At 67.6% G+C, this 17973-nt stretch carries 26 protein-coding genes; 23 read left to right on the top strand and 3 right to left on the bottom strand.

Going from position 1 to position 17973, the window contains the following annotated elements; all coding sequences use genetic code 11:
- Position 1: 1 nt before the first annotated feature.
- From BAY60_RS08670 to truA, 21 genes are all read left to right on the top strand, one after another.
- Entirely contained in the window at positions 2 to 187 is a 186-nt protein-coding gene (locus BAY60_RS08670; RefSeq protein ID WP_112280230.1) for a type Z 30S ribosomal protein S14, read from the top strand.
- 77 nt (positions 188 to 264) lie between these two features.
- Positions 265 to 663, top strand: a complete 399-nt coding sequence (gene rpsH, locus BAY60_RS08675) for a 30S ribosomal protein S8 (protein ID WP_112280231.1) — start codon at positions 265 to 267, stop codon at positions 661 to 663.
- Between the two features lie 16 nt (positions 664 to 679).
- Positions 680 to 1219: a 50S ribosomal protein L6 gene (gene rplF / locus BAY60_RS08680; protein ID WP_112280232.1), complete on the top strand. Its 540-nt coding sequence runs from the start codon at positions 680 to 682 to the stop codon at positions 1217 to 1219.
- A gap of 2 nt (positions 1220 to 1221) precedes the next feature.
- Positions 1222 to 1620 (top strand): 50S ribosomal protein L18, encoded by a 399-nt coding sequence (gene rplR, locus BAY60_RS08685; RefSeq protein ID WP_112280233.1) that lies wholly within the window; start codon positions 1222 to 1224, stop codon positions 1618 to 1620.
- A 36-nt stretch (positions 1621 to 1656) separates the two neighbouring features.
- Complete coding sequence (rpsE, locus tag BAY60_RS08690) at positions 1657 to 2292, top strand: 30S ribosomal protein S5 (protein ID WP_009152394.1); 636 nt, start codon at positions 1657 to 1659, stop codon at positions 2290 to 2292.
- 1 nt (position 2293) lies between these two features.
- Positions 2294 to 2476: a 50S ribosomal protein L30 gene (gene rpmD, locus BAY60_RS08695; RefSeq protein WP_112280234.1), complete on the top strand. Its 183-nt coding sequence runs from the start codon at positions 2294 to 2296 to the stop codon at positions 2474 to 2476.
- The gene (gene rplO / locus BAY60_RS08700; protein WP_112280235.1) at positions 2476 to 2919 is read left to right on the top strand and encodes a 50S ribosomal protein L15; all 444 of its coding nucleotides are present in this window, start codon (positions 2476 to 2478) and stop codon (positions 2917 to 2919) included. Before rpmD ends, rplO begins: the two co-directional genes overlap by 1 nt.
- A 380-nt stretch (positions 2920 to 3299) precedes the next feature.
- Positions 3300 to 3812 carry a beta/gamma crystallin family protein gene (locus tag BAY60_RS08705; RefSeq protein WP_245992373.1) on the top strand — a complete coding sequence of 171 codons (513 nt, stop codon included), beginning with the start codon at positions 3300 to 3302 and terminating at the stop codon, positions 3810 to 3812.
- Positions 3813 to 3827: 15 nt separating this feature from the next.
- On the top strand, positions 3828 to 4421 hold the full coding sequence (locus BAY60_RS08710) for a hypothetical protein (protein WP_245992374.1): 594 nt from the start codon (positions 3828 to 3830) through the stop codon (positions 4419 to 4421).
- A 292-nt stretch (positions 4422 to 4713) separates the two neighbouring features.
- Positions 4714 to 6021: a preprotein translocase subunit SecY gene (gene secY, locus BAY60_RS08715; RefSeq protein WP_112280812.1), complete on the top strand. Its 1308-nt coding sequence runs from the start codon at positions 4714 to 4716 to the stop codon at positions 6019 to 6021.
- The gene (locus tag BAY60_RS08720) at positions 6018 to 6572 is read left to right on the top strand and encodes an adenylate kinase (protein WP_112280236.1); all 555 of its coding nucleotides are present in this window, start codon (positions 6018 to 6020) and stop codon (positions 6570 to 6572) included. The genes secY and BAY60_RS08720 overlap by 4 nt, the downstream gene beginning before the upstream one ends.
- 44 nt (positions 6573 to 6616) lie before the next feature.
- Positions 6617 to 7396 carry a type I methionyl aminopeptidase gene (gene map / locus BAY60_RS08725; RefSeq protein ID WP_112280813.1) on the top strand — a complete coding sequence of 260 codons (780 nt, stop codon included), beginning with the start codon at positions 6617 to 6619 and terminating at the stop codon, positions 7394 to 7396.
- A 354-nt stretch (positions 7397 to 7750) separates the two neighbouring features.
- Positions 7751 to 7972: a translation initiation factor IF-1 gene (infA, locus tag BAY60_RS08730; protein WP_005443304.1), complete on the top strand. Its 222-nt coding sequence runs from the start codon at positions 7751 to 7753 to the stop codon at positions 7970 to 7972.
- A 76-nt stretch (positions 7973 to 8048) separates the two neighbouring features.
- Complete coding sequence (gene rpmJ, locus BAY60_RS08735) at positions 8049 to 8162, top strand: 50S ribosomal protein L36 (protein WP_005461389.1); 114 nt, start codon at positions 8049 to 8051, stop codon at positions 8160 to 8162.
- Positions 8163 to 8368: 206 nt separating this feature from the next.
- Complete coding sequence (gene rpsM, locus BAY60_RS08740; RefSeq protein ID WP_112280237.1) at positions 8369 to 8749, top strand: 30S ribosomal protein S13; 381 nt, start codon at positions 8369 to 8371, stop codon at positions 8747 to 8749.
- The gene (locus BAY60_RS08745) at positions 8746 to 8934 is read left to right on the top strand and encodes a hypothetical protein (RefSeq protein ID WP_112280238.1); all 189 of its coding nucleotides are present in this window, start codon (positions 8746 to 8748) and stop codon (positions 8932 to 8934) included. Before rpsM ends, BAY60_RS08745 begins: the two co-directional genes overlap by 4 nt.
- An 18-nt stretch (positions 8935 to 8952) precedes the next feature.
- Positions 8953 to 9357: a 30S ribosomal protein S11 gene (gene rpsK, locus BAY60_RS08750; RefSeq protein ID WP_112280239.1), complete on the top strand. Its 405-nt coding sequence runs from the start codon at positions 8953 to 8955 to the stop codon at positions 9355 to 9357.
- Positions 9358 to 9380: 23 nt separating this feature from the next.
- A complete protein-coding gene (gene rpsD / locus BAY60_RS08755; RefSeq protein ID WP_112280240.1) occupies positions 9381 to 9986 on the top strand; it encodes a 30S ribosomal protein S4 in 606 nt (201 codons plus the stop codon).
- A gap of 115 nt (positions 9987 to 10101) precedes the next feature.
- Positions 10102 to 11166, top strand: a complete 1065-nt coding sequence (locus tag BAY60_RS08760) for a DNA-directed RNA polymerase subunit alpha (protein WP_112280241.1) — start codon at positions 10102 to 10104, stop codon at positions 11164 to 11166.
- Between the two features lie 79 nt (positions 11167 to 11245).
- Positions 11246 to 11884 carry a 50S ribosomal protein L17 gene (gene rplQ / locus BAY60_RS08765; RefSeq protein WP_112280242.1) on the top strand — a complete coding sequence of 213 codons (639 nt, stop codon included), beginning with the start codon at positions 11246 to 11248 and terminating at the stop codon, positions 11882 to 11884.
- Between the two features lie 62 nt (positions 11885 to 11946).
- Positions 11947 to 12798 (top strand): tRNA pseudouridine(38-40) synthase TruA, encoded by an 852-nt coding sequence (gene truA, locus BAY60_RS08770; RefSeq protein ID WP_211330281.1) that lies wholly within the window; start codon positions 11947 to 11949, stop codon positions 12796 to 12798.
- Here truA and BAY60_RS08775 read toward each other — a convergent pair.
- The 3 genes from BAY60_RS08775 to eccE all read right to left on the bottom strand — a co-directional run bounded on the left by BAY60_RS08775 (position 12795) and on the right by eccE (position 15853).
- Positions 12795 to 13553: an endonuclease domain-containing protein gene (locus BAY60_RS08775; protein ID WP_342769760.1), complete on the bottom strand. Its 759-nt coding sequence runs from the start codon at positions 13551 to 13553 to the stop codon at positions 12795 to 12797. The two genes, truA and BAY60_RS08775, sit on opposite strands and share 4 nt — an antisense overlap.
- 393 nt (positions 13554 to 13946) lie before the next feature.
- Positions 13947 to 14672, bottom strand: a complete 726-nt coding sequence (locus BAY60_RS08780; RefSeq protein ID WP_112280245.1) for a hypothetical protein — start codon at positions 14670 to 14672, stop codon at positions 13947 to 13949.
- On the bottom strand, positions 14669 to 15853 hold the full coding sequence (gene eccE / locus BAY60_RS08785) for a type VII secretion protein EccE (RefSeq protein WP_112280246.1): 1185 nt from the start codon (positions 15851 to 15853) through the stop codon (positions 14669 to 14671). Before eccE ends, BAY60_RS08780 begins: the two co-directional genes overlap by 4 nt.
- A gap of 188 nt (positions 15854 to 16041) precedes the next feature.
- Between eccE and BAY60_RS37515 the strand changes: the two genes are divergently transcribed.
- The gene (locus BAY60_RS37515; RefSeq protein ID WP_211330206.1) at positions 16042 to 16182 is read left to right on the top strand and encodes a hypothetical protein; all 141 of its coding nucleotides are present in this window, start codon (positions 16042 to 16044) and stop codon (positions 16180 to 16182) included.
- Positions 16183 to 16344: 162 nt separating this feature from the next.
- On the top strand, positions 16345 to 17973 hold the full coding sequence (gene eccB, locus BAY60_RS08795; protein WP_112280248.1) for a type VII secretion protein EccB: 1629 nt from the start codon (positions 16345 to 16347) through the stop codon (positions 17971 to 17973).

Here is a 17973-nt window from a genome sequence, read left to right on the forward strand (position 1 = left end):
GATGGCCAAGAAAGCTCTGATCGCCAAGGCCGCCCGTAAGCCGAAGTTCAAGGTCCGCGCCTACACCCGGTGCCAGCGCTGCGGCAGGCCGCACTCGGTGTACCGCAAGTTCGGCCTGTGCCGGATCTGCCTGCGGGAGATGGCGCACGCGGGCCAGCTTCCGGGCGTGAACAAGTCCAGCTGGTGAAGGCTTTTTACCACCCCCACTTCGCCACAGGCCCCGCCTCCGCGGGGAACCAGGGCGAGAAAGGTTGACAGGTCACCATGACGATGACCGACCCGATCGCAGACTTCCTGACACGTCTGCGCAACGCGAACTCGGCGTACCACGACGAGGTCGTGCTTCCTCACTCCAAGATCAAGGCGAACATCGCCGAGATCCTCAAGCGTGAGGGCTACATCGCGAGCTACCGCACCGAGCCGGGCGAGAAGCACAAGAACCTCGTCGTCGAGCTCAAGTTCGGCCCGAACCGAGAGCGCAGCATCGCCGGCCTGCGCCGGGTGTCGAAGCCGGGACTGCGGGTGTACGCGAAGTCGACGAACCTGCCCAACGTCCTTGGCGGCCTTGGCGTCGCGATCATCTCGACGTCCTCGGGCCTGCAGACCGACCGGCAGTGCAAGCGCAATGGCGTGGGCGGCGAAGTCCTCGCCTACGTCTGGTGAGGAAGGGGGACTGGCCATGTCACGCATCGGAAAGCTGCCGATCACCGTCCCCTCCGGGGTCGAGGTGACCATCGACGGGCAGCACGTCACGGTCAAGGGGCCCAAGGGCACCCTCGAGCACACGGTTCCCGAGCCCATCACGGTGGAGCGCGGCGAGGACGGCGTCATCGAGGTGAAGCGTCCGGACGACGAGCGGGAGAGCCGCTCGCTGCACGGGCTGACCCGCACCCTGGTGAACAACCTCGTCGTGGGTGTCACCGAGGGCTACGAGAAGAAGATGGAGATCCACGGGGTCGGCTACCGCGTGCAGGCGAAGGGTTCCGACCTGGAGTTCGCGCTCGGCTACAGCCACCCGGTGACGATCAAAGCTCCCGACGGCATCACCTTCAAGGTGGAGAGCCCCACGCGGTTCTCGGTGTCCGGCATCGACAAGCAGAGGGTCGGCCAGACCGCCGCGGTCATCCGCAAGCTGCGCCGTCCGGACCCGTACAAGGGCAAGGGCCTGCGCTACGAGGGCGAGCGTATCCGTCGCAAGGTCGGAAAGACGGGTAAGTGATCATGAGCGAAGCGGTTACCAAGCGCAAGCCGATCGGCAAGGACATCTCCACCCGGCGTCGCGCCGCGAAGGTCCGTCGGCACAACCGGCTGCGCAAGAAGATCAGCGGCACCTCGCAGCGGCCGAGGATGTCGGTGAAGCGGTCCACGCGGCACATCGTCGTTCAGCTGATCGACGACCTCGCGGGGCACACCCTGGCGTCGGCGTCCAGCCTGGAGGCGGACGTGCGGACGATGGAGGGCGACAAGAAGGCCAAGGCCGCCAAGGTCGGCGAGCTGGTCGCGGCCCGCGCCAAGAACGCGGGCATCTCCAGTGTGGTCTTCGACCGGGGTGGCAACGCCTACCACGGCCGGATCGCCGCGCTGGCCGACGCCGCCCGCGAGGCGGGGTTGGAGTTCTAGGACAGTGAACATTCTCGAGAACGGAAGGAACGCCTGATGCCGGGACGTACGCGGCAATCCGGCGGCCAGGGCGGACCGGGCGGCGACCGCGAGCGCGGTGGCGGCCGGGACCGCAGGGACCGTCGTGACGGTGGCCGTGGCGGGGCGGCCCAGGACAAGACCCCGCACCTCGAGCGCGTCGTAGCGATCAACCGCGTGGCCAAGGTCGTCAAGGGTGGTCGTCGCTTCAGCTTCACCGCGCTGGTCGTCGTCGGTGACGGCGACGGGCAGGTCGGCGTCGGCTATGGCAAGGCCAAGGAGGTGCCCGCGGCGATCGCCAAGGGCGTCGAGGAGGCGAAGAAGAACTTCTTCCGCGTGCCTCGGATCGCAGGCACCATCCCGCACCCGGTCCAGGGTGAGGAGGCTGCCGGTGTGGTGCTGCTGCGCCCGGCCAGCCCCGGTACCGGTGTCATCGCCGGTGGCCCGGTCCGTGCCGTGCTGGAGTGCGCGGGTGTGCACGATGTGCTGTCCAAGTCGCTCGGCAGCGACAACGCGATCAACATCGTGCACGCGACCGTGCGGGCACTGAAGGACCTGCAGCGCCCCGAGGAGGTCGCGGCCCGCCGTGGCCTGCCCCTCGAGGACGTGGCTCCGGCCCGGATGCTGCGGCAGCGTGCCGGCCAGGGGGTGTGACATGGCTCAGCTGAAGGTCACCCAGGTCCGGAGCATGATCGGCACCAAGCAGAACCACCGGGCCTCGCTGCGGACCCTCGGGCTGCGCAAGATCCGCCAGTCCGTGGTGCGTGAGGACACGCCGCAGGTGCGTGGCCTGATCCACACGGTGCGGCACCTGGTGGAAGTCGAGGAGGTCAAGTAATGGCCATCAAGATCCACCATCTGCGGCCCGCCCCCGGTTCGAAGCAGGACAAGATCCGGGTCGGCCGTGGTGAGGGTTCGAAGGGCAAGACCGCGGGCCGCGGCACGAAGGGCACCAAGGCCCGCAAGAACGTGCCCGCCGGCTTCGAGGGTGGGCAGATGCCCATCCACATGCGGCTGCCGAAGCTGCGTGGCTTCAAGAACCGCTTCCGCACCGAGTACCAGCCGGTGAACGTGGGCGACATCGCCCGCGTGTTCGCCGACGGCGGACAGGTCGGCAAGGACGAGCTCGTCGCCCGCGGCCTGGTCCGCAAGGGCAAGCTCGTGAAGGTGCTGGGCAACGGCGACGTCGAGGGCGTCAAGCTGGACGTCACCGCCGACGCCTTCTCGGCAAGTGCGAAGGAGAAGCTCGAAGCCGCGGGTGGCTCCGCCACCACGCTCTGAGCGCGATACCGAACGACCAACGGCCCGCCCGGTTCCCAGCGAACCCGGCGGGCCGTTGCCGTCTGCCCCCTCCCCAAACCGCGTTTAGCGGGCTAACTGCACTTCTCCCCGCCCGCCTGGACCGCGTTTAGCGGGCTAACTGCACTCCGGGGACCGCATTCTGCCCGCGAAACGCGGCGGGCGGTTCTCCCCGGCGGACGTCTCCGGTGCAGACCGGGGGCCGAGTTCACTCGACTGGCCCCGGCTGATCGGAGGGTCCGCGAGATACGTCGGTGGGTTACCGCGGAGTTGGTCTGGACCTCTATGGCTGCGTTTCGGGACAGTCGACGTGCCGACTGAACCGATTCCGCAGCGGGCTTCGCCTGCGGGGAGGAGATCGAATGGCACCCATCCGAACCGACGCCCGGCGGCACAGACGAGGCGCCGCCGTGGCCGTCTCTGCCGCATTCGGCGCACTTGTCGCGTTGCCACTCACTGCGGCGCCCGCGGGCGCGACACAGACCGAGGAGCACTGCGTCTACTCAGCGGCAACGGGCGACCACACCTGTTACCCGACGCGGGCCGAGGCTCAGTCCCGCGCTCAGGACCAGGGCAGCGACGTCGCCCGCGCCTCGGGCGAGGTGATCGGCGCCGTCGTGTTCGAGGACGAGAACTACGGCGGATCCTCGCTCACCATCACGGTTCCCGAGCCGTGCCCGAAGAACGACAAGGTCGACTTCTGGCTCGACCTCGGTGACGACTGGAAGAACCGAATCTCGTCGGTGCAGGCGTGGTCCTCGTGCTGGGTCTGGCTCTACCCAGGGTCCGGCGACCGGGCCGGGCCCTACAAAGACAACCATTCGACCGTGGGCGGCCACATCAACGACCGCACCGTGACCGTGGGCCTGAGCTGAGAGGAGACGAGCGACATGCGACGTGGCACGCGAATGGCAGCGGTGCTCACCGGCGCGGCGGCGATCGTGGGTGCGCTGGCGATGCCGGGTGTGGCGTCAGCCGCCGACGAGCCGACCGTCCGCCAGCTGCTGGAAGAGTGCGAGCAGGGCAGAACGGACGTGTGTGAGTTTCATCCGTCCGGTTCGCCCGAGGTCTACCGCGGGTCGTACGAGCTGGCAGGTGGCGCGCAGAACTGCTCTGAGGGGACGTCGACCAGGGTCATCCGCTGGGAGTCGTCGCAGACCACGACCAACTCGGTGGGCGTCACCATCAGCGCGGGTGTGACGCTGGGCGAGGTCTTCGAGGCCGGCTACGAGGCCAGCTTCAGCCAGGAGTGGAGCTGGACCACCACGAAGGCCGACGAGATCCGGCATGAGCTGGGTCCGCACCAGGCGGTGGACATCTTCGCGGCGCCGATGCGCGAGCGCGTGACCGGCACGTACGAGATGCACTTCGGCGATCCCTACTACGGCCACTACTACTGGTACGTGCACGACGTGGTCGTGGACGGCCCGGCGTCACAGCCGGCCTGGGACGTCAAGGTCGAGTCCACCACCCCCGACTGCTGACGCCCCCCCGTACTGCAATTGGCCCGCGAAACGCGTTCTGCCGGCCTCGGCGCGGTGCGTTTCGCGGGCTAACTGCACTGTGGCGGCGTGGCGGTCGGAGCCGGGACAGCGGAACAGTGCACTACGTGAGGTCGCCCCGGGAGGGGCTGTTAGAGTCGACGTCACGCTTCGGGACACCTATGCCCCGAAGCGCTCCTGGCTTGCCCGCCAGCGACAGTGTGCCCTGCCGGTCCCCATGCCGGCCAAAGCCGATCGTCGGTCGACCACCGACGACGCCGAGGAGGTCCCCCGCGTGCTCAGCGCCTTCCGCTCGGCTCTCGCGACGCCGGACCTGCGCAAGAAGATCCTGTTCACGCTGATGATCGTCGCCGTGTACCGGATCGGTGCGGTCATGCCGGCGCCCGGGGTGTCATACCCGAACGTTCAGGCCTGTCAGGCGCAGCTCCAAGACCAGAGCTTCTTCTCGCTGCTGAACCTCTTCAGCGGCGGTGCGCTCCTGCAGCTCTCCATCTTCGCGACGGGCATCATGCCCTACATCACGGCGAGCATCATCGTGCAGCTGCTCACCGTGGTGATCCCTCGCTTCGAAGAGCTGAAGAAGGAGGGTCAGGCCGGTCAGGGCAAGCTCACCCAGTACACGCGCTACCTGACGATCGCGCTCGCGATCCTGCAGGCGACGGGCATCATCGCCCTCGCCGACCGCGGTGGCCTGTTCGGCGAGTGCTCCCAGCCGGTGCTGCCGGACAACAGCGTGTACACGCTGGCGCTCACCGTGCTGACGATGACGGCCGGCACCGCCGTCATGATGTGGCTCGGCGAGCTCATCACCGAGCGCGGCGTCGGCAACGGCATGTCGCTGCTGATCTTCCTCAACATCGCGGCGCGGATCCCCGCGGAAGGCGGCAACATCCTGAACAACCAGGGTGGCCTCGTCTTCTTCTTCGTGTGCCTCCTCGGACTGGCGATCATCGCGAGCGTCATCTTCGTCGAACAGGGCCAGCGTCGGATTCCCGTGCAGTACGCCAAGCGCATGATCGGCAGGCGGATGTACGGCGGCACCTCGACCTACCTGCCGATCAAGGTGAACCAGGCCGGTGTCATCCCGGTGATCTTCGCGTCGTCGCTGCTGTACCTGCCGAACCTCATCGGCAGCCTCATCGGTGACCAGAACGAGGCGTCCACCTGGCAGCGGTTCCTGCAGACCTACCTGGTCGACCAGTCGAGCTGGGTGCACATCACGCTGTACTTCGCGCTGATCATCTTCTTCACGTACTTCTACATCACCATCACGTTCAACGTCGACGAACGTGCTGAGGAGATGAAGAAGTTCGGCGGGTTCATCCCCGGCATCCGACCCGGAAGGCCCACCGCCGAGTACCTCGGCTTCGTCCTCAGCCGGATCACCCTGCCCGGGTCGATCTACCTGGGCATCGTGGCCATCCTGCCGAACTTCTTCCTGTCCATCACCGGCCAGGGGAACAACCAGAACTTCCCGTTCGGCGGCACTGCTGTGCTGATCATGGTCGGTGTCGGTCTTGACACCGTGAAGCAGATCGAAAGCCAGCTCATGCAGCGCAACTACGAAGGGTTCCTCCGATGACGCGTGTGGTTCTTGTCGGTCCCCCAGGTGCCGGTAAGGGCACGCAGGCGGCCGCATTGTCGGCGCGGCTCGGCGTCCCGCACATCTCCACGGGCGACCTGTTCCGGGCGCACGTGAGCGAGCAGACCCCGCTCGGCCAGGAGGCCAAGCGCTATCTCGACTCCGGTGACCTGGTTCCGGACTCGGTGACCAACGAGATGGTGCGGGAGCGGCTGGCCGATCCCGATGCCAAGCGCGGTTTCCTGCTCGACGGCTTCCCCCGCAACACCAAGCAGGCCGAGGTACTCGGCGAGATGCTGGCTGAGGCAGGCATGGCTCTCGACGCGGTGATCGAGTTGCAAGTCGCGGAGGACGTGCTTGTCGAGCGCCTGCTGGCGCGCGGCCGGACCGACGACACCGAGGAGGTCATCCGCCGCCGGCAGCAGGTGTACCGGTCGGAGACCGCGCCGCTGCTGGAGTACTACGGGGACATTCTGGTGACCGTGGACGGCGTCGGCGACGTCGACGAGGTGTCGTCGAGGGTGCTGAACGCGCTCGAAGCCACGTCGTGACCCTGCGGGTTTTCCGCGCGCTGAGGCGGTTGCGCCGGGGCGGCATGATCGAGATCAAAACGCGGACCGAGCTGGAGGCCATGCGAGCGGCCGGCTTGGTCGTGGCGCGGACACTGGCCGCCGTGACCAAGGCCGCGCAACCCGGGGTGACCACTGCTGAGCTGGACGAACTGGCGGAGCAGACGATCCGGGACGCCGGCGCGGCGCCGTCGTTCAAGGGCTACCACGGCTTTCCTGCGTCGATCTGTGCGTCGGTGAACGAGCAGATCGTGCATGGCATCCCCGGTCCGCAAACGCTTGCGGAGGGCGATCTGCTGTCGATCGACTGCGGCGCGATCCTCGACGGCTGGCATGGCGACTCGGCCGTGACCATTCAGGTGGGTGACGTACCTGTCGGCGACCGGTCGCTGTCGGCGGCCACACGCGCGGCCATGTGGGCCGGGATCGAGGCAGTCGAGGCCGGTGCCCACCTGACCGATATCTCCCATGCGATCGAAACGGCGGCGGAGCGCGCGCGTCAGGCCGACGGGTTCGACTACGGCCTGGTTGCCGAGTACGGCGGGCACGGCATCGGCAGGCAGATGCACATGGAACCCTTCCTGCCGAATCTGGGCAAACCCGGCAAGGGTCCCGTGCTACGGCCCGGGATGGCGCTGGCGATCGAGCCGATGCTCACGGGTGGTTCGGCGGAGACGGTCGAGCTGGACGACGGCTGGACCGTCATCACCGCCGACGGCTCCCGGGCAGCCCACTGGGAACACACCGTGGCAGTGACCGATGACGGTCCGTGGGTGCTGACCGCGCCCGAAGACGCGTCTTCCTGACATCCCGCAACCCCGGCGCCCACGCCTGCCCCGGACTGCGTTTAACCCGCTAACCGTGCCGGCATGGGCGCCGGTGACGTGCGTTTAGCGGGCGAAATGCAGCGAGTCGGGTGATGCCGGAGTTCGGTGACGGTGTTACTATTGAACGGCTGGTGACGTCCGGTTGTCGCGTGCCTAACACATCCGGGCCCCGTTTGGGCGGCTTGACACGGGGTGCGTACACTGTTTAGTCGGCGTGCTCATCACGTCGATTCCATCGCGCTTGTGTATCCCGGGCATTGGAGTCGAGGTGGCGCGCGTGCCGTCAAGCAAGGTAAGCACCCACGGCTCAACCAATCACGAAACGCGGAGGATATGGCGAAGAAGGACGGGGCCATTGAAGTCGAAGGCCGCGTGATCGAGCCGCTTCCCAACGCGATGTTCCGCGTCGAGTTGGAGAACGGCCACAAGGTCCTGGCCCACATCAGCGGCAAGATGCGGCAGCACTACATCCGCATCCTGCCGGAGGACAGGGTTGTCGTAGAGCTGTCACCCTACGACTTGTCCCGTGGTCGCATCGTCTACCGCTACAAGTGATCACGGTGAGCGTGGCGGAGGGTGACCTCCGCCAGGGGCACGCAGCAACGCAGCACAAGCTCAGAAAGCAGGAGACGTGAAGGTCAAACCGAGCGTCAAGAGGATCTGCGACAAGTGCCAGATCGTCCGCCGCCACGGCCGGATCATGGTGATCTGCGACAACCTGCGGCACAAGCAGCGGCAGGGCTGATCACGAGCACTCGTCACAGAGTGGCTTGACATCTGCATACTCCCCGCACCTGCCGGGCCGCGCGCGCGAGCGACGGTCTGGTTCACCCCCGGACTCCAGGCCGGGGCCGGGACACCATCCGCGAGAGCGGGTGGACGACAGCGAGTCGTCCCGGAATGGACGGGGAGCAGACCTGGGGACACGACGAAGAAGGAGCACAAGCGCCAATGGCACGACTCGCTGGCGTCGACCTCCCCCGCGAGAAGCGGTTGGAGATCGCGCTGACCTACATCTACGGCATCGGCCGTACCCGCTCCAAGGAACTGCTCGCCGCTACAGAGCTGAGCGCGGACACCCGCGTGAAGGACCTGAGCGACGACGACCTTGTGAAGCTGCGGGACTACATCGAAGAGAACTTCAAGGTCGAGGGTGACCTCCGCCGCGAGGTAAACGCTGACATCCGTCGCAAGATCGAGATCGGGTGCTACGAGGGTCTGCGGTGGCGCCGTGGCCTGCCCGTCCGCGGGCAGCGCACGAAGACGAACGCCCGCACCCGCAAGGGCCCGAAGAAGACGGTCGCCGGCAAGAAGAAGGCGGGCAAGAAGTGAGCGTACGTGGCAAGAGGGTCGTGCAGGGCGCCGTCAACCAGCGCCGCGGCGCGGCCTCGTGTGTATCGCCCAAGGCTCTCTACGCCCGTCCGATGGCGCTGCGCCAGCTGTACACCGACGCCGGCAGCGTGATCCGGCGCGGCCAGCGTGAAGCCGCGGCAGCCCACCAGCAGAACTCGCGCTAAGAGGAGAATCACCCAGACATGCCACCGAAGGCTCGTACTGGCGGCGCCAAGAAGGTTCGCCGCAAGGAAAAGAAAAACGTCGCTCATGGGCACGCCCACATCAAGAGCACGTTCAACAACACGATCATCTCCATCACCGACCCGAACGGTGCCGTGATCTCATGGGCTTCGTCCGGGCACGTCGGCTTCAAGGGCTCTCGTAAGTCCACGCCGTTCGCCGCGCAGATGGCCGCCGAGAACGCCGCTCGTAAGGCCGCCGAGCACGGCATGAAAAAGGTCGACGTGTTCGTGAAGGGCCCCGGTTCCGGCCGCGAGACGGCGATCCGCTCGCTGCAGGCCGCGGGTCTCGAGGTCGGCACCATCCAGGACGTGACCCCGCAGCCCCACAACGGCTGCCGCCCGCCGAAGCGGCGCCGGGTCTGAGGAACGGGGAGGAGTAAGCACACATGGCTCGTTACACCGGCCCCGCAACCCGTATCTCGCGGCGCCTCAAGGTTGACCTCATCGGCGGCGACCAGGCGTTCGAGCGCCGTCCGTACCCGCCCGGCCAGCACGGCCGCGGTCGGATCAAGGAGAGCGAGTACCTGCTTCAGCTGCAGGAGAAGCAGAAGGCTCGCCACACCTACGGCATCCTCGAGCGCCAGTTCAAGCGCTACTACGAGGAGGCGGCTCGGCGCGCAGGCAAGACCGGCGAGAACCTGCTGCAGATTCTCGAGTCGCGCCTCGACAACGTCGTTTACCGTGCCGGCCTGGCTCGCACGCGCCGGCAGGCCCGGCAGCTGGTCAGCCACGGCCACTTCATGGTCAACGGCGAGAACGTCAACATTCCCAGCTTCCGGGTGTCCAAGTTCGACATCATCGACGTGCGGCCGAAGTCGTTGCAGATGCTGCCGTTCGTGGCCGCCAAGGAGGCGATGGGCGAGCGTCCCATCCCGGCGTGGCTGCAGGTCGTGCCGTCGAACCTGCGCATCCTGGTGCACCAGCTCCCGGAGCGTGCGCAGATCGAGATTCCGGTGCAGGAACAGCTGATCGTCGAGTTCTACTCGAAGTGATCTCGGCCTGGCTCCGGCCAGGAGGGGGTCCGGCGGCGGCGCTTGGAAGGCGTCGCCGCTACGCCACACCTTTCGGCGTCATATGGCGGGCGTCGGCAGGAAAGGAAGAAGGAAAGTGCTGATTTCCCAGCGGCCGTCCCTCGGCGAGGAGACGGTCAACGAGACCCGCTCTCGGTTCACCATCGAGCCGCTCGAGCCGGGCTTCGGCTACACGCTCGGCAACTCGCTGCGGCGCACGCTGCTGTCGTCCATTCCGGGCGCTGCGGTGACCAGCATCCGCATCGACGGCGTGCTGCACGAGTTCACCACCGTGCCCGGGGTGAAGGAAGACGTCACCGAGATCATCCTGAACCTCAAGGAGCTTGTCGTCTCCTCCGAGGAGGACGAGCCGGTCACCATGTACCTGCGCAAGCAGGGGCCTGGCGAGGTGACGGCTGCCGACATCGTGCCGCCCGCCGGTGTCACCGTGCACAACCCCGATCTGCACATCGCCTCGCTCAACGGCAAGGGCAAGCTGGAGATCGAGCTGGTGGTCGAGCGTGGCCGCGGCTACGTGCCCGCGCTGCAGAACAAGCAGGCCGGCGCCGAGATCGGCCGGATTCCGGTCGACTCGATCTACTCGCCGGTGCTGAAGGTGACCTACAAGGTCGAGGCCACCCGTGTCGAGCAGCGGACAGACTTCGACAAGCTGATCCTCGACGTGGAGACCAAGCCGTCGATCACGCCGCGTGACGCCGTCGCGTCGGCTGGTAAGACGCTGGTCGAGCTGTTCGGCCTGGCTCGGGAGCTCAACGTCGACGCCGAGGGCATCGAGATCGGCCCGTCGCCGCAGGAGGCGGACACCATCGCCGCCTACGCGATGCCGATCGAGGACCTGGACCTGACCGTGCGGTCCTACAACTGCCTCAAGCGCGAGGGAATCCACACGGTCGGCGAGCTGGTCTCGCGCAGCGAGGCCGACCTGCTCGACATCCGGAACTTCGGTGCGAAGTCGATCGACGAGGTCAAGATGAAGCTCGCCGGTCTCGGCCTCACGCTGAAGGACAGCCCGCCCGGGTTCGACCCGACGGCCGCCGCGTCCAGCTACGAAGGCGAGAGCTGGAGCAGCGACGGCGTTGACGGCCTCCCGGACGGCGGCCACGACGATGGCCAGGACTACGCAGAGACGGAGCAGCTGTAGGACCGGGCGCGGCGGTCCACAACGGACACCGGTGTGGACCGCCTGGTCTTGCGGCTGAGAAGCTGAACGAGGAGAACCGATGCCCACCCCCACCAAGGGACCCCGTCTCGGTGGCTCGCCGTCGCACGAACGGCTGATGCTGGCGAACCTGGCCACGTCGCTGTTCGAGCACGGCAGGATCACCACCACCGAGGTGAAGGCCAAGCGGGTGCGCCCGCTGGCCGAGAAGCTGATCAGCAAGGCCAAGCGCGGCGACCTGCACAATCGGCGTCAGATCATGCGGGTCATCCGTGACAAGGACGTCGTGCACAAGCTGATGGCCGAGATCGGTCCGTTCTTCGAGGACCGCAACGGTGGTTACGTCCGCATCACCAAGACGCTGCCGCGCAAGGGCGACAACGCCCCGATGGCGGTCATCGAGCTGGTGTCGGAGAAGACCGTGACCTCCGAGGCTGAGGCAGCTCGCAAGACGAAGTTCGCCAAGGACCAGGCTGCCGCGGCGCCCGCCGCTGCGGAGGCCGGGACCGACGAGCCCGCGGAGGCGACGGCGGACGAGGCCAAGGCCGAGGACACCGACGCTGAGCTGGCTGACGCCGAGGCGAAGTCCGAGGAGGACACCGACACGGAGGCTCCGGCCTCCGCGACGGACGAGGCGACCGCCGACCCCGCCGAGGGTGCCGACGCCGACCAGCCTGCCAGCAAGAAGGATGAGTCCTGACGGCTGCAGTTAGCCCGCGAAACGAGCCCGCTACTCCCTCTGGGGAGGGCGGGCTCGTTCGTCTGCGCCTCGACGTCAGCTACGACGGGTCGGGCTTCTCCGGCTGGGCTCGGCAGCCGGACAGGCGAACCGTTCAGGGCGTCCTGGAGGACGCCCTGGCCAAGCAACCGCCCGGCGCCGCCGTGCCGCGCCCCGTGGTGGTCGCCGGCCGCACGGACGCAGGCGTCCACGCCACCGGCCAGGTGGTCCATGTCGACGTAGTGCCTTTCGCGGGCGAAACGTCGTCGGGCCGGCTTCCCGTTGATGCGAACGGGGTTCCTGATCTTGACCGTATGCGGCATCGCTGGAACCGGATACTGCCGACCGATGTGCGTGTACTGGGCGCGACGGTTGCGCCCGCTGGGTTCGATGCACGGTTCTCAGCGGTGCGGAGGCACTATCGCTACCAGGTGTCGGATGCGCCGTGGGGTGTGGATCCGCTGCGGCGGCACGACACGCTTGCCTGGCGGCGTTCACTGTCCGTGGAGTCGATGAATGAGGCCTCCGAGGCGCTGCTCGGGCTGCATGACTTCGCGGCCTTCTGCAAACAGCGCGAAGGTGCGACCACCGTTCGAGAACTGCAGCAACTGGTGTGGACGCGCGTGGGTGAACACGATGTGCACGCGACTGTGTCAGCAGACGCCTTCTGCCACTCCATGGTGCGCAGCCTCGTTGGGGCCCTGCTGATGGTGGGCGATGGGCGACGGCCGAAGTCGTGGCCCGGCCAAGTGTTGGACAGCCGCGTTCGCGAGAGCGTGGTCGCGCCGCCGCACGGTCTGACGCTGGTACGGGTCGACTACCCACCGGACGCCGAGTTGGCCGCGCGTGCCGAGCTGACGCGCAATGTGCGCGCTGAGGTCGCCGACAACGGTTAAGCCCACCGTCGCCGATGTGCGGCGCGAACCTCCTCGAGAATCTTGCGGTAGTCCTCGGCCAGCTGTTCCGCGGTGACGACAATGACGTGCCACCCCGTGGAGGTCAGCCACCGTCGCCGAGCCGTGTCCAGCTTGGTTTGCAGCTGTTCCAAATGCCAACGTCCGTCGTACTCGATTGCTGTCTTGCTGTCCGCCAGGGCGAGATCGAGCCTTGCGATCTCTTTCCTGCCACGTCTGATGCTGTACTGCGGTGTGGGATCGAACCCGCCGACTCGCAGAATCACGCGGAGTTCGGACTCGGGCGGAGATTCGGCGCGCGCGTCGGACAGCGTCAGGGCGTGCCGAGCGAGTCGAATGCCGCGATTCCGGCGCCGGAAAAGCGACCGTTCGACTGTCGCGCGAGAGACCAGCCTTGAGCGGAGAAAGGCGTCAAGGTCGGGGACGGCGATGCGTAGGCGACGGACCCAGCCGCGGGTTCGCGGCGAATGGCGAAGCAGCAGATCGAGTGCGATTCGGGACGGTCGAGCGATGCGTATGCCGTGCCAGGGCCGCGATTCTCGTCGTTTGACGGCAGTGCGACGCACGTGGATGCCCTTGATCGGGCCGAAGCGCGACTCCTCCGGGACGACGAACTCCACAGGGTCGTGCGGTTTGGCCAGGTCCACGCCGAGAACCGTCGCTGCTGACCGTCCGGTGAGGACGGCGTCCTTCGGCACCAGCAAGGCGGCGCCCCGGCATCGGAGTTCGTGCGTCACCGGTAAGTGGGCAGGCGCGTAGACATCCTGGAACAGGCGCCGGAAGCGAGGCCCCCGTAGCTGTCCAGCTGTCACGTATCCCTCGGCGCGAGCGACAGAGCCGCGGAAAACGTCCGTCAGGTCTTCTGGGTGTGTTGTTTTCACCATGGATGCAGCGTGGCTGACAGCACCGACACAATTCGCCAAAACGTTCTTCGAGAGGCGTCGTTGTCCACATCGCCGGCCTTGTCCACAAGCTGCCACACGACCCTTGACACATTGCCCAGCATCCACCTGGGCCCAATGCGCCGCCCAAACCGCGTTTAGCCCGCGAAACGCACCCCCAAACTGCATTTAGCCCGCTGAACGCGCCCGGGTGCGTTCAGCGGGCTAAATGCAGTTTGGGGGGTGCGGTCAGTCGCCGCGGCGGACCGGGCCGAGGATTTGTTGCTCCTTGCCGGTGGTGACCAGTCGCAACGGGCGCCACAGGTTACGTCCCAGTGCCACTGCCTGGTCGTCCTTCAGCGTCGTGAGCTGCCGCATCATCTGCGGTGGCAGCCGCCAGATCCGCGCGGCCAGTTCCGCCTGGCCCGCCGGCAGGCGCTGCATCAGCACCAGATCCGCCGCGTTCGCCAGCGCACCGGCCTGCGGGTGCAGGTAGGGCAGCACGTACACCGTCGTCTGCCACGGCGACCGCGGCGGGAAGAGATCCTGCGGGGTCGGGCCACCGTCATGCACGACCAGCAACGGCGCGTCCTCCGAGGGACGTGGCAACTCGACCGGCGAAAGCCGCCGGATCTGCACCAACGGAGACGGCTGACCGTTCGGCAGCGTGCCGGCGGCCTTCGACAGCACGTGCCACGCGGTCGGCCGGCCGGTCGCCACGACGACCCACGCACCGACTGCCATCGCCCGCAACGCCACCTGCCGCGCCAGATACAGCCCGCCGACCAGCACGATTCGGGTGGGCGCCGCCCGCAGCGCCGACACCGTCAGCGGCTCACCCTGCAACCCGGATCCGAGCACGATCCCACCCCGGTCGCCGGACGGGCTGATCGCGTCCAGCAGCGCCGGATCCACCGTGAACTCGGGCGCCACCCCGATGCCCTGGTTCGCGTCGTGGACGCGCGAGCTGCTCATGCCTTGCCTCCCATCGGCAGCGTGGCGGCGAAGCCATCGGCCTGCAAGCCTCGTAGCGGCGTCAGGCTCACGCCCACGCGCTCCGCCAGACCCGACAGCCGCTGATCGGCCGCGTCGAGCTCGCGCGGGTTCCTTGCGCTGACCCGCACGACACCTCGCAGCCCGACCTGGCCCTCCTCCTGTGACGGCGAGATCGCCATCGCCACCGTTGCCGACAAGGCGCGCACACTGGTCAACGCGTTGAGGCTGTTGGTGATCTTGCCCTTCGGCCACCCGGTGATCGCGTAGCTGGCGTGTCCAATACCCGCCGCGGTGACACCGGTCCAGCGCTCGTGAAGGGCGACCCGGGAATGCGAACCAGCGACCCCGGTCAGTTCAGCCGCCGAAATACCGGCACGCAGCAGCTCGTCCGGATCCAGTGGACGTGTCGGCACGCCGCGTGACTCCAGGGCGTTACGCACCCGGGAGAGCGCGCCCATCAGTGCCCGATGAGCGCCCACCACACCGCCGCCACGCTCACGAACGGCGGACGGGCACCGCCGAGGGTCCAGCCGAATCGACACCCAGGTCGTTCGCCGCGCAGCGGCAGGCAGCGGCCCCAGCACCTCCATGTACGAGGTGAGCGCAGGCGAGTCGGTCGGCAGCGCCGCGCTGCCCGGATAGCAATGCCACGTCATCTGGATGGAGTCCAGCACGACCCCGCGGTCTTCCAGGCACGGTGCCAGCGCGGACAACGGCAGACTCGGCGCGCCACCCGCCTGGGTGATCAGCGCCGGGGTCGGCTCCACGAGCAGAACCGCCGTCCAGGTGCCGTCATGCCACGCAAGACCGACTTCCTGGTGCTCGTGGTCCCTGCCCTGCGCCACCACCAGGTCGGGCACGACGAGCCTGAGGAGGCTGACCCGCGCGTCGTCCGGGCCGATGACTCCCTGCCCGTCGTCCTCCGCGGCGATCTCCTCGATGCTCGTGGGAGTCGGCGGGGTCGCGACCCGATCGTGGGACCGGAACGTGTATCGCGCGGTAAGTCCAGCCCATTGAGTGAACCACTGGCCACCCCAGCGCAAGAACGCGAGCAGGAGGGCGACCGCGACGATGCCGATGGCGACATACAACAGTGAATCGTCGATGGCCAGGAGCACGAGGCCGACGGCCAGTCCGACCTCCAGCATCACGATGTTCATCACGGGCAGCGGGCCCAGGTTCGCGCCGAGCGCGCGCCGTCGCGCCGGAGGGGCTACCGGCGTCGGCCGGGGCGCCGAACCGGCGCCTCCCGGACGAGGGGGTTGCTGTCCCGGAGGCGGCCCACCAGGACCGCCCGGTCCCCCCGGCCCACCGGGTCCGCCCGGGCCACCGGGCCCCTGTGGCCCGCGTGGACCACCAGGACCGCCAGGCCCACCGCCATGGCCACCTGGCCCACCCGGGCCTCGCGGGCCCTGCGGGGGCCCCGGAGGCCGCCCTGGAGGCGGCTGTGAGCCAGGTGGAGGACCCGGCGGACGTGGAGGAGTGGTGACGGACATCCGCTCGTTCTCTTCCCCTCGTTCGTGCAACTGCGCTGGGAGCCGGTCCCGGGGGACCGGACGCTTCCCTGAGTTGGTAGAAACCAACACCAGACCGGTCCCCGCACGGCTATCCTGCGGAACCGTACCGCGAGTGGGAGAGCTGTAGGTCGAGAATGCCGTCAACACCGACAACCAAGTCGCAAGTCCAGGCGTACCAGTTCGTGCTGCGGCGGATGCAGTCCGCGCTGGTCCGCAAGGACTCAGTGATGTTGCACGACCCTATGCGAACGCACTCGCGTGCGACCATCGTCGGAGTGGTGCTCAGCGCCCTCGCGATGCTGGGCTTCGTGATCTTCGGCTTCTTCAAGCCTGCGCCAAAAGCACCCGATTCGGGCATCGTCATCGGTGAGCAGTCGGGTTCGGTCTATGTGGTGGCGGGCAACCCCAAGAAGCTCATTCCCACGTTCAATCTCGCGTCGGCCCGCCTGATGCTCATGGCCCAGCAGGGCGGCGGCGAGGGCGGCGCCGCACAACAGCAGGGCGGAGCCGTCCAGGCCGTCGAACCGGAGGTCGTCCCGGACGAGCAGCTCAAGGACATCCCACGTGGCCGGCTTCAGGGCATACCGAACGGCCCGGAACTCCTGCCCAACCAGGACCAGCTGATCTCCACCGACTGGGCGGTCTGTGACGAGATCGTCATGGACGAGACCGTTCCGGACGAGCTCGCGCGGCAGAACGCGACGACCGAAACGACGGTGTTCGCCGGCAACACCAACCTCGGCTCGCAGTTGAGCCAGGAGCAGGCACTCCTGGTAACCGCCGACGACGGCAAGACCTACCTCGTGTACCGGCAGGGGCCCGAGCCCGAGGACGGCAGCGCCAACGCCGTGAGGGCCGAAGTGGACCTGTCCGATGAGGCCGTTCGGCAGGCGCTCGAACTGGACCCGAGCGATGCGCGGCACATCTCGACGGGCCTGCTGAACGCGATCCCCGCGGTGGGCGAGCTGAAGGCGCCTGAGATCGAGGGGGCAGGCAGCGCGACGTCGGGCTTCAACATCGACGCGCTCCCGGTGGGCTCGGTCTTCCGGATCCCGCGAACGGAGGGCAGCGACTACTACGTCGTCAGCCGTTCGGGTGTGCAGCAAGTCCCGCAGGCGGTGGCTGAGCTGACCCGGTTCAAGAACACCACCACCGGTGCCGGAGGCGGCATTCCGGCGGTGAACCCCGACCAGTTGACGAACATGCCGTTCGTGGAGCCGGGCAGCGAGGAGTATTTGGACGTCGGGTACTACCCGCAGAGTGTCCCCAGTGTTCTTTCGCCGCGCCAGCATCCCGTGTCGTGCCTCGGCTGGACCGTCGTGGGAGAGGGCGCGAGCGAGGCCGTACGGACAGCGGTCTACGTGCGCTCCGTGATGCCTGGCCCGAAGAATGCGCAGGGCCAGCCGCAGCTGGTCAAGATCGGCACTCCGGGTCCGGACGGCTGGAAGATCGACTACTTCCACATGCGGCCCGGTTTCGCCGCGGCCGTGCGTTCGGCGACGACCGCGGAGACGTTCGGTAAGGGCAGCATCCAGTTGATCTCCGATCGCGGTATGCGCTACAGCGTGCCGAACCAGGCAACCGCGACTGCCCTCGGCCTGACCGATCTACGGCCTGCGCCCGAGTCGATCATCAAGCTTCTCCCGGTGGGCGCGTCGCTGAACACGCAGGACGTCATGCGCACCTACGACGCCATCCCCGTGGATCCTGAGGGCGGCACGATCGTCCAGGAGGAGGGGGCAGCCGCGGCCGGCGGCAACTGA

Source organism: Prauserella muralis (assembly GCF_003202285.1).
GTDB lineage: Bacteria > Actinomycetota > Actinomycetes > Mycobacteriales > Pseudonocardiaceae > Prauserella_B > Prauserella_B muralis.

Excerpts from the sequence above, each read along its gene's own strand:
- rplR (WP_112280233.1), top strand. The coding sequence starts at position 1,222 with ATGAGCGAAGCGGTTACCAAGCGCAAGCCGATCGGCAAGGACATCTCC.
- BAY60_RS08705 (WP_245992373.1), top strand. The coding sequence starts at position 3,300 with ATGGCACCCATCCGAACCGACGCCCGGCGGCACAGACGAGGCGCCGCC.
- rpsK (WP_112280239.1), top strand. The coding sequence starts at position 8,953 with ATGCCACCGAAGGCTCGTACTGGCGGCGCCAAGAAGGTTCGCCGCAAG.
- BAY60_RS08720 (WP_112280236.1), top strand. The coding sequence starts at position 6,018 with ATGACGCGTGTGGTTCTTGTCGGTCCCCCAGGTGCCGGTAAGGGCACG.
- rpsM (WP_112280237.1), top strand. The coding sequence starts at position 8,369 with ATGGCACGACTCGCTGGCGTCGACCTCCCCCGCGAGAAGCGGTTGGAG.
- BAY60_RS08710 (WP_245992374.1), top strand. The coding sequence starts at position 3,828 with ATGCGACGTGGCACGCGAATGGCAGCGGTGCTCACCGGCGCGGCGGCG.
- infA (WP_005443304.1), top strand. The coding sequence starts at position 7,751 with ATGGCGAAGAAGGACGGGGCCATTGAAGTCGAAGGCCGCGTGATCGAG.
- rplQ (WP_112280242.1), top strand. The coding sequence starts at position 11,246 with ATGCCCACCCCCACCAAGGGACCCCGTCTCGGTGGCTCGCCGTCGCAC.
- BAY60_RS08670 (WP_112280230.1), top strand. The coding sequence starts at position 2 with ATGGCCAAGAAAGCTCTGATCGCCAAGGCCGCCCGTAAGCCGAAGTTC.
- eccE (WP_112280246.1), bottom strand. The coding sequence starts at position 15,853 with ATGAACATCGTGATGCTGGAGGTCGGACTGGCCGTCGGCCTCGTGCTC.
- rplO (WP_112280235.1), top strand. The coding sequence starts at position 2,476 with ATGGCCATCAAGATCCACCATCTGCGGCCCGCCCCCGGTTCGAAGCAG.
- rpsH (WP_112280231.1), top strand. The coding sequence starts at position 265 with ATGACGATGACCGACCCGATCGCAGACTTCCTGACACGTCTGCGCAAC.
- BAY60_RS08780 (WP_112280245.1), bottom strand. The coding sequence starts at position 14,672 with ATGAGCAGCTCGCGCGTCCACGACGCGAACCAGGGCATCGGGGTGGCG.
- rplF (WP_112280232.1), top strand. The coding sequence starts at position 680 with ATGTCACGCATCGGAAAGCTGCCGATCACCGTCCCCTCCGGGGTCGAG.
- rpsE (WP_009152394.1), top strand. The coding sequence starts at position 1,657 with ATGCCGGGACGTACGCGGCAATCCGGCGGCCAGGGCGGACCGGGCGGC.
- rpmD (WP_112280234.1), top strand. The coding sequence starts at position 2,294 with ATGGCTCAGCTGAAGGTCACCCAGGTCCGGAGCATGATCGGCACCAAG.
- map (WP_112280813.1), top strand. The coding sequence starts at position 6,617 with ATGATCGAGATCAAAACGCGGACCGAGCTGGAGGCCATGCGAGCGGCC.
- eccB (WP_112280248.1), top strand. The coding sequence starts at position 16,345 with ATGCCGTCAACACCGACAACCAAGTCGCAAGTCCAGGCGTACCAGTTC.
- rpsD (WP_112280240.1), top strand. The coding sequence starts at position 9,381 with ATGGCTCGTTACACCGGCCCCGCAACCCGTATCTCGCGGCGCCTCAAG.